The sequence below is a fragment of the Chitinophaga sp. SVR4-12A genome, assembly GCF_056754765.1.
On the sequence record NZ_JBPGWP010000001.1, the window covers coordinates 2,930,467 to 2,944,138 of the forward strand.

At 49.0% G+C, this 13,672-nt stretch carries 12 protein-coding genes; 4 read left to right on the top strand and 8 right to left on the bottom strand.

All coding sequences use genetic code 11. The features are described from left to right. Positions 1-55: 55 nt before the first annotated feature. Complete coding sequence (locus ACR9Y8_RS11840) at positions 56-1,288, top strand: ABC transporter permease (protein WP_481213467.1); 1,233 nt, start codon at positions 56-58, stop codon at positions 1,286-1,288. A gap of 80 nt (positions 1,289-1,368) precedes the next feature. Here ACR9Y8_RS11840 and ACR9Y8_RS11845 read toward each other — a convergent pair whose 3' ends face one another. Beyond that, on the bottom strand, positions 1,369-2,106 hold the full coding sequence (locus tag ACR9Y8_RS11845) for a TrmH family RNA methyltransferase (RefSeq protein ID WP_481213468.1): 738 nt from the start codon (positions 2,104-2,106) through the stop codon (positions 1,369-1,371). A 44-nt stretch (positions 2,107-2,150) separates the two neighbouring features. Here ACR9Y8_RS11845 and tamL point away from each other — a divergent pair, with 44 nt between their 5' ends. After that, on the top strand, positions 2,151-4,586 hold the full coding sequence (tamL, locus tag ACR9Y8_RS11850; protein WP_481213469.1) for a translocation and assembly module lipoprotein TamL: 2,436 nt from the start codon (positions 2,151-2,153) through the stop codon (positions 4,584-4,586). Here the strand turns inward: tamL and truB are convergent. Then, the gene (truB, locus tag ACR9Y8_RS11855; protein WP_481213470.1) at positions 4,574-5,266 is read right to left on the bottom strand and encodes a tRNA pseudouridine(55) synthase TruB; all 693 of its coding nucleotides are present in this window, start codon (positions 5,264-5,266) and stop codon (positions 4,574-4,576) included. The two genes, tamL and truB, sit on opposite strands and share 13 nt — an antisense overlap. 119 nt (positions 5,267-5,385) lie before the next feature. Here truB and ACR9Y8_RS11860 point away from each other — a divergent pair, with 119 nt between their 5' ends. Continuing rightward, complete coding sequence (locus ACR9Y8_RS11860; protein ID WP_481213471.1) at positions 5,386-6,180, top strand: class I SAM-dependent methyltransferase; 795 nt, start codon at positions 5,386-5,388, stop codon at positions 6,178-6,180. Here the strand turns inward: ACR9Y8_RS11860 and ACR9Y8_RS11865 are convergent, their stop codons facing one another. From ACR9Y8_RS11865 to ACR9Y8_RS11875, 3 genes are all read right to left on the bottom strand, one after another. Then, complete coding sequence (locus ACR9Y8_RS11865; RefSeq protein ID WP_481213472.1) at positions 6,181-6,918, bottom strand: shikimate dehydrogenase family protein; 738 nt, start codon at positions 6,916-6,918, stop codon at positions 6,181-6,183. A gap of 60 nt (positions 6,919-6,978) precedes the next feature. Then, the gene (locus ACR9Y8_RS11870; protein ID WP_481213473.1) at positions 6,979-7,743 is read right to left on the bottom strand and encodes a phosphosulfolactate synthase; all 765 of its coding nucleotides are present in this window, start codon (positions 7,741-7,743) and stop codon (positions 6,979-6,981) included. A gap of 217 nt (positions 7,744-7,960) precedes the next feature. After that, a complete protein-coding gene (locus ACR9Y8_RS11875) occupies positions 7,961-9,382 on the bottom strand; it encodes a tetratricopeptide repeat protein (protein WP_481213474.1) in 1,422 nt (473 codons plus the stop codon). A gap of 151 nt (positions 9,383-9,533) precedes the next feature. Between ACR9Y8_RS11875 and ACR9Y8_RS11880 the strand changes: the two genes are divergently transcribed. Beyond that, positions 9,534-9,908, top strand: coding sequence for a hypothetical protein (locus ACR9Y8_RS11880; protein ID WP_481213475.1), 375 nt, complete (start codon positions 9,534-9,536; stop codon positions 9,906-9,908). Between the two features lie 126 nt (positions 9,909-10,034). On the opposite strand, the gene ACR9Y8_RS11885 is transcribed toward ACR9Y8_RS11880, so the two are convergent. The 3 genes from ACR9Y8_RS11885 to pafA form a co-directional block, all read right to left on the bottom strand. Continuing rightward, a complete protein-coding gene (locus tag ACR9Y8_RS11885; RefSeq protein ID WP_481213476.1) occupies positions 10,035-10,700 on the bottom strand; it encodes a hypothetical protein in 666 nt (221 codons plus the stop codon). 39 nt (positions 10,701-10,739) lie between these two features. Then, entirely contained in the window at positions 10,740-11,537 is a 798-nt protein-coding gene (locus tag ACR9Y8_RS11890; RefSeq protein ID WP_481213477.1) for an enoyl-CoA hydratase/isomerase family protein, read from the bottom strand. A gap of 258 nt (positions 11,538-11,795) precedes the next feature. Continuing rightward, a complete protein-coding gene (gene pafA, locus ACR9Y8_RS11895) occupies positions 11,796-13,466 on the bottom strand; it encodes an alkaline phosphatase PafA (RefSeq protein WP_481213478.1) in 1,671 nt (556 codons plus the stop codon). Positions 13,467-13,672: the final 206 nt, after the last annotated feature.

Consider the following 13,672-nt stretch of genomic DNA (forward strand, 5'->3'; position numbering starts at 1 on the left):
AAATAGCAGGTTTAAGTTACGATTATTTTACTTTTTTCCGTTTCTTCGTATTATCATGCGCTTATCTTTCTTTATTGCCAGGCGGATCGCATTTAACAAAGGTTCCTCCTTTTCAAGGTTCATCATCAACATAGCCATTATTGCTACGGCTATCAGCGTAGCGGTAATGATCCTGGCTACAGCGCTGGTGAACGGCTTTCAGCAGGTGATACAGGAAAAGATCTTCAGCTTCTGGGGACATATCCACGTTACACAATACCAGCCCAATGCCGGGCCGCTTACCGAACAGATCCCCTTTGCAAATGACACGGCCCTGGTTCGCCAGCTGCATGCCACTCCGGGTATCAGCGCAGTGAATGCATACGCCACCAAATCAGCCATCCTGAAAGCGGAGAAAGATATTGAAGGGGTTATTTTCAAAGGAGTGGATGCACAATATGACTGGCAGCGCCTGCAGCGTTTCCTGGTGCAGGGCAGGCCCGTAAAATATACTGACAGCAGCTATTCCCCCGAAATAGTGCTCTCCGAAAGCATGGCCAGGGAGCTGCGCCTGCAGCTGAACGATAAGGTGATCGTATACTTCATACAGGGCGGCGGCCTGCCGCCACGGGCACGCAAATTAACGGTAACGGGTATATACAAAACAGGCATCGAGGAATATGATAAGACCTATGTGATCGGCGATCTTGACCTGATCCGTAAACTGAATAACTGGGGCGCTACCGATATTGGCGGCTATGAAGTATTTACCGCCAACTACAAACAGATGGATGATATAGGCGTCCATCTCGATAATATAGTGCCGGAGAAACTGTTCGTACGCACCATCCGCGACATCTATCCGAATATCTTCGACTGGCTTAAACTGCAGAACAAAAATGAGCTGATTATCCTTGTTATCATGACTATTGTAGCTGTGATCAACATGATCACCGCCATTCTCATACTCATACTGGAACGTACCAACATGGTGGGCATATTAAAAGCCCTGGGCATGCCGAATGCAGGCATCCAGGAAATGTTCCTGTTCCAGGCAGCTTATATTGTGCTGATCGGTCTTGCCATCGGCAACACGCTGGGGCTCGGCCTGGCTGTGCTGCAGCAACAAACAGGCTTCTTCAAGCTCCCGGAAGAGTCGTATTATATGTCGGTAGCTGCAATAGATCTGCGCTGGCACGAAATAGTGCTCATCAACGTGTGTACCTTCCTCATCTGTGTGTTCGTATTATTGCTGCCCTCTCTGATCATCCGCAGGATCACACCTGTGAAAGCAATCCAGTTTAAATAGTTGTCAGTTATCAGTTGTCAGTTGTCAGTTATTGAGTTAATTGTTATCTCCGCTTTAACTGACAACTGACAACTGATAACTCATATTAAAAGTCTTCCGCAAATAATACCGGTAGCTATCGCAGCATTCAGCGATTCTGCGCCGCCCAGGCGCGGGATAGTGATGCGGTGGGTACTGTGATCTATCACCGGCTGGCTCAGCCCCCGTGATTCGTTACCGATCAGCAGGATGCCTTCCTTAACCCGCTCAAATTCAGTGATATTACGGCCATGGAGCGTGGCGGCATAACCGGGCACATTCGTTGATGTCAGCAGTTGGATAATATCGTGCACTATTACCTGTACACGGGCAAAGCTGCCCATGGTAGCCTGTATGGTCTTGGGGTTATAGGTATCTACACAGTCCGGCGAACAGTACACCCTGCTGATACCAAACCAGTCGGCTATACGAATGATAGTGCCCAGGTTACCGGGATCCTGTATGGCCTCCAGCGCCAGCGATACGGTGCCAGTCAGGGGAGATAGATCTGCCGCGGGCGGTATATCGAGCAGCGCGATGGCCCTGTTGGGCGTGGTGAGGGCCGACAGCTGTTTCAGCACATGCGGTTCCACCACTGTTACCGTTACCTGCGAAAGCTTTGCCAGCAGCGCTTCCTGTTCGTGTACCCAATCATCGGTAGCATAAACCTCCCGTGCAAGCCCGCCTGTCAGCAGTTCCAGCACGATCTTATCTCCTTCCGCCGTGAACTGACCGGATTTTTGACGGTTTTTTTTATGCTGTAATGATTGAATATACTTAATTTGCGCCTTTGATAACATAAAGTCAAAACTATTCAAAAAATATCATAATTGTTTTCATCGAAATGCAGCCGCCACATAGTTCCTCCTTTCTTAACCTGAACTATACAGTATTACTGATTGCCCTGTTAATGCTGACGGCCTGTTCCAACACCAAATACCTTCAGAAAAATCAAAACCTTTATACCAGTGCTTCCGTGAAAGTGAAAGGCGAAGGACTGGTAGCTGCCGAAAGGCAGGACATCCGCAGCTCCTTAAGCTCCAAATCGCTGATGCTGCAGCAGCCCAATACAAAATTTATGGGCACCCGGATCAAAACCTTCCTCTATAATCAGAAATACAACGAGAAAAAATCCAACTGGTTCTGGAACCTCATGCTGGCGCCGCGTAACCTGGAAGCCCCGGTGATATACGATTCTCTCAAAACGAAGGAGTCTGTAAAACGAATGGTGAGTTACCTGAACAACCAGGGCTATTTCTACGCCACTGCCTCCTATACGGAAAAGATCAAACGTCAGAAAGCCAGCGTTACTTACCAGATCAACACTGGCAGGAATTTTATCATTAATAACATATACTACGACGTACAGGACTCTGCCATCCTGAAGCTGGTAAAGGCTTCCGAGCAGTTCTCCCTCATTAAAAAGAACACGCCGTACAAGCAGGAGTCGCTCATCAGCGAAAGGGAACGCCTGATGCGCCTGGCCAAAGACGCGGGCTATTATAAGTTCTCCCGCGACGCCATCGAATTTGAGATAGACACCCTGCATAAGGCGCTGTTCCGTAACCCGCTGAATCCCTTTGAGGGCATCTCCAACATATTCAGCGAAAGAAAAGGACTGGAAAAGCCAACCATGGACATTACCGTGCGGATCAAGAACCCGGAGGATACCCTTACTGCCTGGGAATTGTACAGGATAGACTCTATCTACGTGTACCCGGATTTCCCGCTCAGCGCCAACCCTGCGGATCCCTCCTTTAAAACCGATACCAGGAAGTACATTACCATCCGGTCCAGGGCTGAATACCTCCGCCCGAGAGTACTTTCCAGGTCAGTACTGCTGCGCAAGGACGACCTGTTCTCACAACAGCAGCAAACCAATACCATTAATCGCCTGTACGACCTGGGCGTATGGAACTCCATCAGCCTGCAATACAGGGAAAAGAAAGACACCACCAACAAGCTGGATGCCTACCTGTTCCTGACGCCCAAACGTAAACAGGAGCTGGGCGTCAATTTTGAGGTAAGCACCAGTAGCGATTACCTGGTAGGTAGCGGCATTAGCTTCAACTACCGGCATCTGAACCTGAACAGGTCTGCCAACCAGCTGAGCGTGAGCCTGAATGCAGGCGTAGAGACGATCCGTGATCAGCTGGACAATTTTGTGGTACAGGCCAAACAGTTCGGCGCACAGGTGGATCTTACCTTTCCGCGCTTCATTGCGCCTTTCCAGATCAGGCAGAACAACCGTTCTTCCATGCGTACCCGCCTTTCAGCCGGTTTTGATTACCTCTCGAGGATAGACCGCTTCAAGATCAGTAATATCAACGCCTCCTTTGGATATGAATGGAACGAGACCGCCTACAAACGCTGGATCGTAAAACCCATCTCCCTGAACTACGTAGGCGTAAGCCTCAACCCCGATTTCCGCGACACTGTTGTGAATAAGAACCCTTACCTGAAAAGAAGCTTTGAACCGGCTTTTATAGGAGGAGAAAATATTACATTCATCTTCAGCAATAACGACATTTTCCATAAACGCCACAATTCCTACTTCCGCGCCAACCTGGAAGAATCAGGTCTGTGGCTCAAGGGCATCAACAGTCTTGCGGGCACTATCTCCGGTCACAGAAGCGACCTGGAATCCGTAACAGGGCTTACCATCTCCAACTATATCAAGCTGGAAGCAGACTACCGCCATTACTGGAACTTTAACCTGCATGCTTCACTGGCTACCCGCATATATGCAGGAGTGGGAGTGCCTTACAGCAAATCACAGGTACTGCCCTACATCCGCCAGTTCACGGCCGGCGGTCCGATGAGCATCCGCGCCTGGCGCCTGCGTACATTGGGCCCGGGCTCCTATAAAGACAGTTCGGAGATTGCGCAGATCTTCCCCGACCAGACCGGCGATATGAAGCTCGAAGGCAATATAGAATTGCGTTTCGACCTGATCCGCATGTTCAAAGGCACCATCAACCTGAAAGGCGCCACCTTCCTGGATATTGGTAATATCTGGATGATGAGTAAAGACCCTGCCCGTCCCGGTAGCGAATTTCACCTCAGCACCCTGTATAATGACCTGGCAGTGGGCACAGGCGCAGGCCTCCGGCTGGACTTCAGCTACTTCCTGGTAAGGCTTGACTGGGGCATTCCGCTGAAAGTGCCTTATTATACGGGACAACGTCACGGCTGGTATATCAGCGAATGGGACCTGGCCGATAAACAGTGGAGAAGGGATAATATCATCTGGAATATAGCGATCGGCTATCCGTTCTGATCCTGCCTGAATTGCTCAATAAACGCACTCACCTCTACCGCATCCGTTAATTTAAATTCCCCGATACGCGTTCTGCATAAGCTGCTGAGATAAGCGCCGCATCCCAGGGCTTCGCCGAAATCATTGGCAAGAGAACGGATGTAGGTGCCTGTACTGCATACCACCCGGAAAAACACCAGCGGCAGCTCTATCCGGGTCAATTCAAATTCTTTGATGAAAATACGGCGGGGCTCCACTTTCACTTCCACCCCTTTACGGGCCAGGTGATAAATGGGTTTGCCATTCTGTTTAATAGCGGAGTGTATAGGCGGCATTTGCTGCTGCTCTCCCATGAAGCGGGCAGTAGTGGCATGTAGCAGCGCTTCGTCAATACCTGCGAGATCCTTATGCTGTTCTGGTTCAGATTCAAGGTCGAAAGTAGGGGTAACGGCGCCCAGTGTGAAAGTACCGGTGTATTCTTTTTCCTGCGCCTGGTATTCATTGATCTTCTTGGTCATCTTCCCGGTACAGCAGATCAGCAGCCCGGTAGCCAGCGGGTCCAGTGTGCCTGCATGGCCTATTTTTGCTTTGGTGGTATTCCTGATCTTGCGCACCACATCGAAAGAGGTCCAATGCAATGGTTTATTGACCAACAGCACCTGTCCTTCCTGGTAGATATTCTTTTCCTGGTTTTGATTCATGGCGCAAAGATAAAAGTTAGTTGTCAGTTGTCAGTTGCCAGTTGTCAGAGATTAAATTCGCTCCAGTCCCTGACAACTGGCCACTAACAACTAACAACTTTTTGTTATTTTAGCGCCTTATGGCTTTACAACAACATAAAGACGCCAACATAAGATACCAGCAGCAGGTGGACAATTCCCGCACTTATGTGATCCCTTTCATTGAACAGGTCATGCCTGTCACAACGGGCTTGCGGGTAATGGAGATAGGCTGCGGCGAAGGCGGCGTGCTCACACCCTTCCTGGAAAAAGGATGTGAGTGCGTAGGCGTGGACCTTGACCCGGTGAGGATCGTACTGGCCAACGAATTCTTAGGCTCTTATGTGAACAGCGGCCAGCTCCGCCTGATCACTAAAAATATTTATGACGTTGATTTCCTGGGAGAGTTCCGGAACTATTTTGACCTGATCATTCTGAAAGATGCCATAGAGCACATTCCTGACCAGTCCAGGATCATCGGCTACCTGAAAAACCTCTTAACACCCAGCGGACAGGTATATTTCGGTTTTCCACCCTGGTACATGCCCCACGGCGGCCACCAGCAGATCTGCAATGGCAAGATGCTCAGCATGATGCCGTATATACATTTGCTGCCAAGGCCTTTATACCGCTCTTTACTAAAAGCGGGCGGTGAGCATCCCAGCACCATACAGGAGCTGATGGAAATAAAAGACACTGGTATCTCTATAGAGCGCTTTGAAAGAATTGTGCGGCAGCAAGGGTTTACGGTATCACGTAAACAGCATTATCTTATTAATCCGATCTATAAATATAAATTCGGCTTGCAGCCACGCAAGCAATGGGGGCCTGTTACGTATATCCCGTTTTTCAGGAATTTTGTGACGACTTGTGTGTATTATCTGGTGAAGCCTTAACTACCCCCTCTCATTCCATATATCCCAGCTTGCCTCCGCCTGCAGCACGAGCATCTCATGCCCGTTCTTGACAGCTGCGCCTTTGGCCGCGCCCTGCCGCAAAAACAGGGTCTCAGCGGGATTATAGATCAGGTCATACAGCAAATGATGCTTTGTAATAAGTTCATAAGGAATGGGCGGCGCCGCATCTACCTCCGGATACATGCCCAGGGGAGAAGTATTGATAATAATAGTATGCGCCGTCATGATATCCTTGTCCAGCGTATCATAGGTAATAACCCCATGCTGCGCCCTGCGGCTCACCACTATGTAAGGGATATTCAGCTCCTGCAGCACAAACATCACCGCTTTGGCGGCCCCGCCGGTACCCAGCACCAGGGCATTGGTATGATGAGGTTTTAAAAGCGGCTGCAGGGATTTTTTGAATCCCATTACATCGGTATTAAAACCTATGCGCAGGCCTTCATGGAACTGGATACAGTTCACTGCTTTAATCTGCTCGGCTGCGGGGCTCAATTCATCCAGCCAGGGCAGCACGGCTTCTTTATAGGGGATGGTGACATTCAGCCCCCGCAGGTTAGGCTGCTGTTCCAGCAAAGCAGGGAACTGGCTGATATCTTCCAGGGGAAAATTCTCATATATGCAGTCATTAACGCCTTCCTTTTGGAATTTCTCCGCAAAGAACCCTTTGGAAAAGGAATGACTTAAGGGGTAGCCAATCAGGCCGAATATTTTCATGATCAATTACAGATTATTAGGTTCCATATACCCTCCACATACCTTCCATATACCCTCCACCTATTCTTTATCCAAAAATAGGTGGAAAGTATCACCCCGCAGTCCAATACGCATAGCTTCCAGGGAAATTACCTCATGGGGGGCCAGGTTGCCCAGGTTGGCATTACAGCCGATCAGTTCCAGGAAATACAGCTGCTGCGCCTTTTGAGGGGCTTCCCAGATGATCTTTTCTGCCGGGATCTGGGTCAGGATCTCCTGTACCAGGCCTTCCCTTACCTCGCCGGAGCCGCGGTAGATACCCACGTTGCCGCTTTCGCGGGCTTCAGCGATCACGTAAGTGGCGCCGGCGCCCAGTTCTGCGCGCATCAGTTCAATCCATTTATACGGGGGGATGATGTGTTCTGCGTCTTTAGAGCCTACCTCGCTTAATACCAGGCCCAATTTAGCCAGTTTCTCGATATACCCGCATTTTTCGGCATGCGGGATGGTGATAGAACCGTCAGATACTTCCATATAGGTAATACCGTAGTCCTTTACCACCCTGATGTATTCGTCCAGCTGGTTACGCACCAAGAAGGCTTCGAAGAGAGTGCCGCCAAAGTATACAGGGATATTATGGGACTGGTACAGCTCGATCTTTTCACGCAGCCGCGGAGTAACGAAGGAGGTGCCGAAGCCCAGCTTCAGTACATCTACATGCGGCGCTGCCACTGACAAAAAATTCCTTGCTTCTTCCAAACTCAGGCCTTTATCCATTACCATGGTTAAACCATGGTTGCGAGGCTTTTTTGTCCGGTCAGGGATCTGTGTAAGATTAAAATTCATCGCTCAGTTATTTGTCTTTATGCCAAATCGGGTACCAAAATATAAAACAGGCGCAAAAATAAGAACTATCTTTAATTTATAATGAGCAAAACGCTGAACGCCATATAAGTAAAAAGTTAAAAAGCAAAAAGAAAAAACTACGCGAAATAGCAACAAAAAAGCTGATCACAGAGGAGTATATCCCTACGATCAGCTTCTATTTTTACTTTTTTACTTTTTACTTTTTCTTTCGATAGCGGGCGATCAACTCTACCACGCTGTTGTGTTGCAGCAGGGTAGGATCCAGCTCCACCATCTTCTTAAGCTGGCGCGGCGCCAGCTGCAGGGCTGTTTCCAGCTGGATAAGGCCCTCTTTTGTACGGCCCTGTGCAATCAGCACGGCGGCACGATAGTACTGGAATACCGGTTTACGGCCCACTTTCTGCTCTGCCTCATCCAGCTGCACCAACGCTTCGTCAAAGAAATCAGAGATATAAAGGCCGCGTACAAGCTCCTGCCAGGAGCTTACACTGGAAGGTTTCAGGCGCAGGGCGTGCATGAACTGGATCAGCGCGTCCTTGTTCTTGTCCAGCTCCAGGTAGCATTGCCCCAGGGCGATATAGTATTCTGCACTGTTCTTATTGATCTTTAATGCGCTGGCGATGGATTTAACGGCGTTCTCCCAGTTAGCCTCCATCATGTAAGCTACAGCTATTTTGTAGTGCAGCTTATCATCCTGTGGGCTCAGGTGCGAAGCTTTACGATAATAATAGCGGGCCTGGGTGAATTTGCGCATTTTCTCATAGCAATGGCCGATGGCCTCATAAATCACATCTTCCGGCTTGGCTATCTCCAGGTGTTTCTGCAGTACTTCGATGGCATCCTGGAATTTGCGTAAACGGATATACGCGTCGCCCATATTGCGGTAGGCATAGTCAAATTTCTCGTCTATGGCTACGGCATACAGGTAAGCGTCTATCGCCTTTTCATAGAGCTTCAGGCCCTGGTAGGCCGTACCCAGGTTAAACCAGGCCAGCTGGTTGTAGGGATGCTCGTTAATGATATTGGTATGCAGGCGGATGCTTTCTTCATTGCGCCCGGTATACTCGGTCCAGAAGCAGATCTTGTGGAGCGCTTCTTCATTGTTAGGATCGTGCTCCAGCGCTATTTTCAGGCAGTCGAACACTCGGTCAAACTCCTCCCAGTCGTCATATACGTCTGCCAGCTCCAGTAGCAGCTCCGTGCGGTCTTCGCCGTCAAACTGCTGGATCTGTTCTTCCAGCAGGGCGGCCGCCTTCTCATGCTGATTAAGGGCCAGGTATATATCTGTTTGCAGGATATACAGGTTGATATCGGTGCTGTCTAATATAGACGCCTTCTCCAGGAGCTCCAGCGCGTCGTTGTACTTCTTGGTCTCTATCAGGAGATTGGCTTTTTTCAGCAAAAGGGCGGAAGAATAGGGGAACTGTTCTATGGCTATTTCTGCTGCCTGTATGGCGTTAGGCAGCTCATCATGCTCATCGTAATAATCGATAATCTGCTCGAAAGAGTCTTCGTCGAGGAAGGAATGAGACCGGCCAGCTCTGAGGTTTTCAAACTGCTGCAACAAGTCTCTTAGCTCCTCAAAATCCTCGTTAAATAATGGAAAGTCTTGATTCATCAGTGTAAATATAATAATTTTATCCAACCAGACAAATGTCCCCGAAAAGGAGCCGTTCATGGAATATTTAACACTTTCTTAGGAAAAATCACTAAATTGCGTTAAGAATTTGTTATATGATATATTGAAAAGTTTGTACATTTGTGACACAATGAAAACGAGAACCTTCATATTGCAGTCTTTTTCATTGTCCTGCTTACTGGCAGGGATCCTGGTTTTGTGCAGTATTTCCAGCAGGGCCAACGATCTTTCGCCCAACAGTGATAGTGATAAAGACAAAAAGAAAGCGGGTACCAGCCTTTTTACGGGTGCGTTACCTAAGACCAACCTGAGCCTGGATGGCTTCCGGTACAATGGTATGCTCAATTCTGAGTTCAAGCTGACAGCTAATAATACATGGAACTTCAAATCAGTGATGACCTACAAGAAGGGTAACGTCACTTACGTGTTGCCGTATAATTTCCAGATACAGCAGCCGGCTAATATGCAGTTCCACAAATTGCAGTTAGTACTTCCATTGAAATAAAGTATTTAAGGTAGTTAAAAAGCCTGCAGCAAATGCTATGCATTCCGCTGCAGGCTTTTTTCTTTTATCCTGTTCAAGCCCTCCAAGGGTTTGGAACCCTTGGAGGGTTAAGATTATTCGAATCAATTAATTCCCCATCCGCTGCAATTCCTCTTTACTGATCACTTTATAACCGGAAACCGGCACTTCAAACATAGAAGACGGCACCGGTTGCAGGTCCAGCGAAGTGGCCGTTACCATCATTTTGGCGCCCGTACGGGTAATGATCTCAAATTGCAGGGGTATTCCCTTCAGGTTGACAAAACGGCGATTATAATGCTTGTTTTCCGGTATAAGGTCAGGGGCATAATATACCTCGAAGGTCTTTCCGTCGGGCGTGGTGCCGATGGCTCTTTTACAGGTATATCCTACCAACTCCTTGGTGCCCGCTTCGTCTTTGAAATGTGTGCCGGAATATTGTTTCAGTTCTTTCTCGTATTCTTCCTTTCCTGAGCGGATCAGGTATTTATCCACGTGATTGTCTATCAGCGTAACAAGGCTCTGTTCCTTGCTGTTGATCAGGTACGTATAGTGCACTACGTTCAGGTTCATATCTATACGGCTCAGGTGCCCCCGTATATATTGGGTCAGCGTGCTGCCTTCCAGCATGGCATCCATCTGCAGCTGTTCAGGCGGCAGCTCCAGCTTGTATACGATCCGGGCGTCAGACACGTAATGCTGGGCGTACAAGCGTCCCGCCGCCGATAAGACGGTCAGCAGGAATACCAGCAGCCATTTGTTCAATAGGTTCATTTGTCTTGTATTGCTATGTTTCATAGGTGTATCGGTTCTTTACCAGGCCAGCTTTTCCTTATTCAGAAAAGCCTGGATCCCTCTTTTGCACTCCGCATGTTCGCGGGTGGCTGCATTCAGCCGGGCGGCCTGTTCCAGCGCTTCTTTCAGGGGCATGTCCAGTACCCCTCCAATCAGTTGTTTGGTCACTTTCAGCGAGTTGGCGGCAGCTTCATTGCATAGGGCGGTGGCCACCTGGTTAACATGGCCGGCTATCCCGGCTTTGGGCACCACCTCGTTAATGAGGCCGTACTCCCGCGCTTTTTCTGCGTTGATCAGCTTACCGGTCAATAACAGTTCCCGGGCCCTTCCCTCCCCTATCTTTCTTACCAGGAAAACAGATACCAGGGCAGGGATGAACCCTATCTTTACTTCCGTATATCCCAGCTGGGCCTCCGGCGCTACATAACTCAGATCGCACAGTGTCACCAGCCCGCAACCACCTGCAATGGCATGCCCTTCCACCTGGGCTATCACAATCTTTTCATGATAATAGATCTGTTGCATCAGCTGCATCAGCGAACGGGAGTCCGCCAGGTTCTCTTCATAGGTATTACGTTGCAGCTGTTGTAGATATTCCAGGTCAGCCCCGGCGCAAAAAGTATCCCCCGCTCCTTTCAATACGATCACCTTTACCGCCTCATCTTCCTCCGCCTGCCGAAACGCCTGCTGTAGCTCCGTTACCATCGCCCCGTTCAAAGCATTCCGCTTTTCGGGCCGGTTAAGGGTAATGACAGCAATACGCTGATCCACCTGGTAGCTAATGAAAGAAAAAGTGTCCTGCGGGTTGTGTGACAAGGTAACAGTTTTAGTTTGATGGCGCCGTTCACGGCTGAGCCGGATAGCAATTTATTAAATTTGAGCGCAAATCCAAATTAATAAACGTGTTATTACTACCCCTTATGATGCGGACTTATATTATTTTCCCCCTCTTCTCCTTGTCTTCTCCTTGTGTTCTCCTTGTGTTCTCCTTGCAATATCGTTGCTCCGAACGTTTTTGAGAAAATAGTACCAGTGTGAAATTAAAAGGCTGACCTCTTGGCCAGCCTCCTATGTTTACTTTGTTATTTCCTCTATTACCTTTCCTACACTTCCGTTCGGCATCTGGATATGCAACAGGGCCGCCAAAGTGGGCGAAATATCCGTCATCCCAATGGTACGGTTGCTTTTGCCCGGTTTGATACCCCAACCCATCCAAACCAGGGGAATATGGGCGTCGTAAGGATACCACAGCCCGTGGGTAGTACCGGTCTTACTGCCCTCGATCCAGCCCGGGTTCAGTACGATCTGGATGTCGCCACCGCGCTTTACATTAAAGCCGTTGGCGATCATGGTACGCATCGGCTCAGGCAGGGTGGTCTGGTTCAGCTCCCGCAGGGGAAAAGCATTGGCAACAGCCTTAAGCGGCAACAGCTGGGCTATTACAAAGTCAGTGATCTCTTTCTCTGATTTTCCAGCACTGGCAATGGCAGCATGATCCAGGTAGAACTGGTAATTGCTGAAGGCCAGCAGGGCCTTGTTAACGCCGAAACGGGTTTTGATCTGCTCATTGAGGCTTGCCAGGGAAGTAGCATCTTCCCATACCCCGCCGGGTAGCTTGTTTTCCTCCATAAAACCCGGAACATGCGCTACGCCATGGTCTGCAGTAATAAAGAAGGTCCATTGTCCCTTTCCGATCTTTTTATCCAGGTAATCAAAAAAGGCCGCGAGGTCTTTGTCCAGGCGCAAGTAGGTATCCTCAACTTCTATGGAGTTAGGCCCGAACTGGTGGCCTACATAATCTGGGGTGGAAAGGCTGATGGCCAGCAGGTCTGTCACGTCGCCACCACCAAGGTCGTAAGCCTCCAGGGCTTTTTTCGCAAACTCCAGGGTCATGGTGTTACCCCAGGGGGTGGAGGCAATGCTGCCGGGCTGATCGCTCAGGTCATGCGGGAAAGCGCTGTTATTAGCGCCTTTAAACCTGCCTTCGTAACTTTTATCATCTGCTGTGCTAAGCTTGTAAGTTTCGATAGGATATAGGGTGGCCCAGGGTGTTTTCAGGTACTGGATGGGCCATTTCTGGTCGTTATATTCCTTTGCCCAAGACGGCAGCTCGTTCATATAATAGGTGCTGGTGATCCAGTTACCTGCGCTGGCGTCAAACCAGAAAGCGGCGGTGGCGCTATGGCCCGCAGGCAGAATAGCGCCGCGGTCTTTAATGGCAACGCCTACCACCTTACTCTTGAAATTGTTAGACAGGCGCAGCTCATCCCCAATAGTGGAAACCAGCATGTTACGGGGGCTCATCTTACCGGCTGCGGAGTAGCTGCCTACCGTATTTACGCTGGTATCCTCCGCACAATACATCGTCCGGCCCACTTCCCGGCTGTACCATCCGTTGCCTACAATACCATGGATAGCCGGTACGGAGCCCGTATATACACAGGTATGACCGCAGGCAGTAATGGTGGGCGTATAGTTAATTAACGTATTTTCGCAGGAGAAACCATCGTGTAGCAGTCTCTTAAACCCGTTGGCCGTGTAACGGTTAGCATAACGGTACAGGTAATCCCACCGCATTTGGTCCACCACCATACCCACCACCAGTTTTGGGCGGGCCGCCGAATGAGCTGCACGATCCGCAGAAGATGCAGTATAAAAGGGCTTGGGAGATGTTGCTTTTTGTGAAGTAGCGCCGTAAGAAACAAACATTAAGGCCGAAACCAACAGACTGATCCATTTTTTCATGGTGTAATGATTGAATTTAACAAGTCCTGAGCTATGGGTATTATCCCCGAAAGCCCGATTGCATGGTAGTATAATATTGAGTTTATTTGCCCCGGATTTTTTCGGTATGCTTTTGGCAAGATGGCTGCAAAAGTAATGTAAGATCGTAAAAAGTAATATTTTAATACATTTGTGCACGACTTTTAATGATCACAATTAATCATTAA

Coding starts and splice junctions, on each gene's coding strand:
- ACR9Y8_RS11840 (WP_481213467.1), top strand. CDS start 56: ATGCGCTTATCTTTCTTTATTGCCAGGCGGATCGCATTTAACAAAGGT.
- ACR9Y8_RS11845 (WP_481213468.1), bottom strand. CDS start 2,106: ATGTTATCAAAGGCGCAAATTAAGTATATTCAATCATTACAGCATAAA.
- tamL (WP_481213469.1), top strand. CDS start 2,151: ATGCAGCCGCCACATAGTTCCTCCTTTCTTAACCTGAACTATACAGTA.
- truB (WP_481213470.1), bottom strand. CDS start 5,266: ATGAATCAAAACCAGGAAAAGAATATCTACCAGGAAGGACAGGTGCTG.
- ACR9Y8_RS11860 (WP_481213471.1), top strand. CDS start 5,386: ATGGCTTTACAACAACATAAAGACGCCAACATAAGATACCAGCAGCAG.
- ACR9Y8_RS11865 (WP_481213472.1), bottom strand. CDS start 6,918: ATGAAAATATTCGGCCTGATTGGCTACCCCTTAAGTCATTCCTTTTCC.
- ACR9Y8_RS11870 (WP_481213473.1), bottom strand. CDS start 7,743: ATGAATTTTAATCTTACACAGATCCCTGACCGGACAAAAAAGCCTCGC.
- ACR9Y8_RS11875 (WP_481213474.1), bottom strand. CDS start 9,382: ATGAATCAAGACTTTCCATTATTTAACGAGGATTTTGAGGAGCTAAGA.
- ACR9Y8_RS11880 (WP_481213475.1), top strand. CDS start 9,534: ATGAAAACGAGAACCTTCATATTGCAGTCTTTTTCATTGTCCTGCTTA.
- ACR9Y8_RS11885 (WP_481213476.1), bottom strand. CDS start 10,700: ATGAACCTATTGAACAAATGGCTGCTGGTATTCCTGCTGACCGTCTTA.
- pafA (WP_481213478.1), bottom strand. CDS start 13,466: ATGAAAAAATGGATCAGTCTGTTGGTTTCGGCCTTAATGTTTGTTTCT.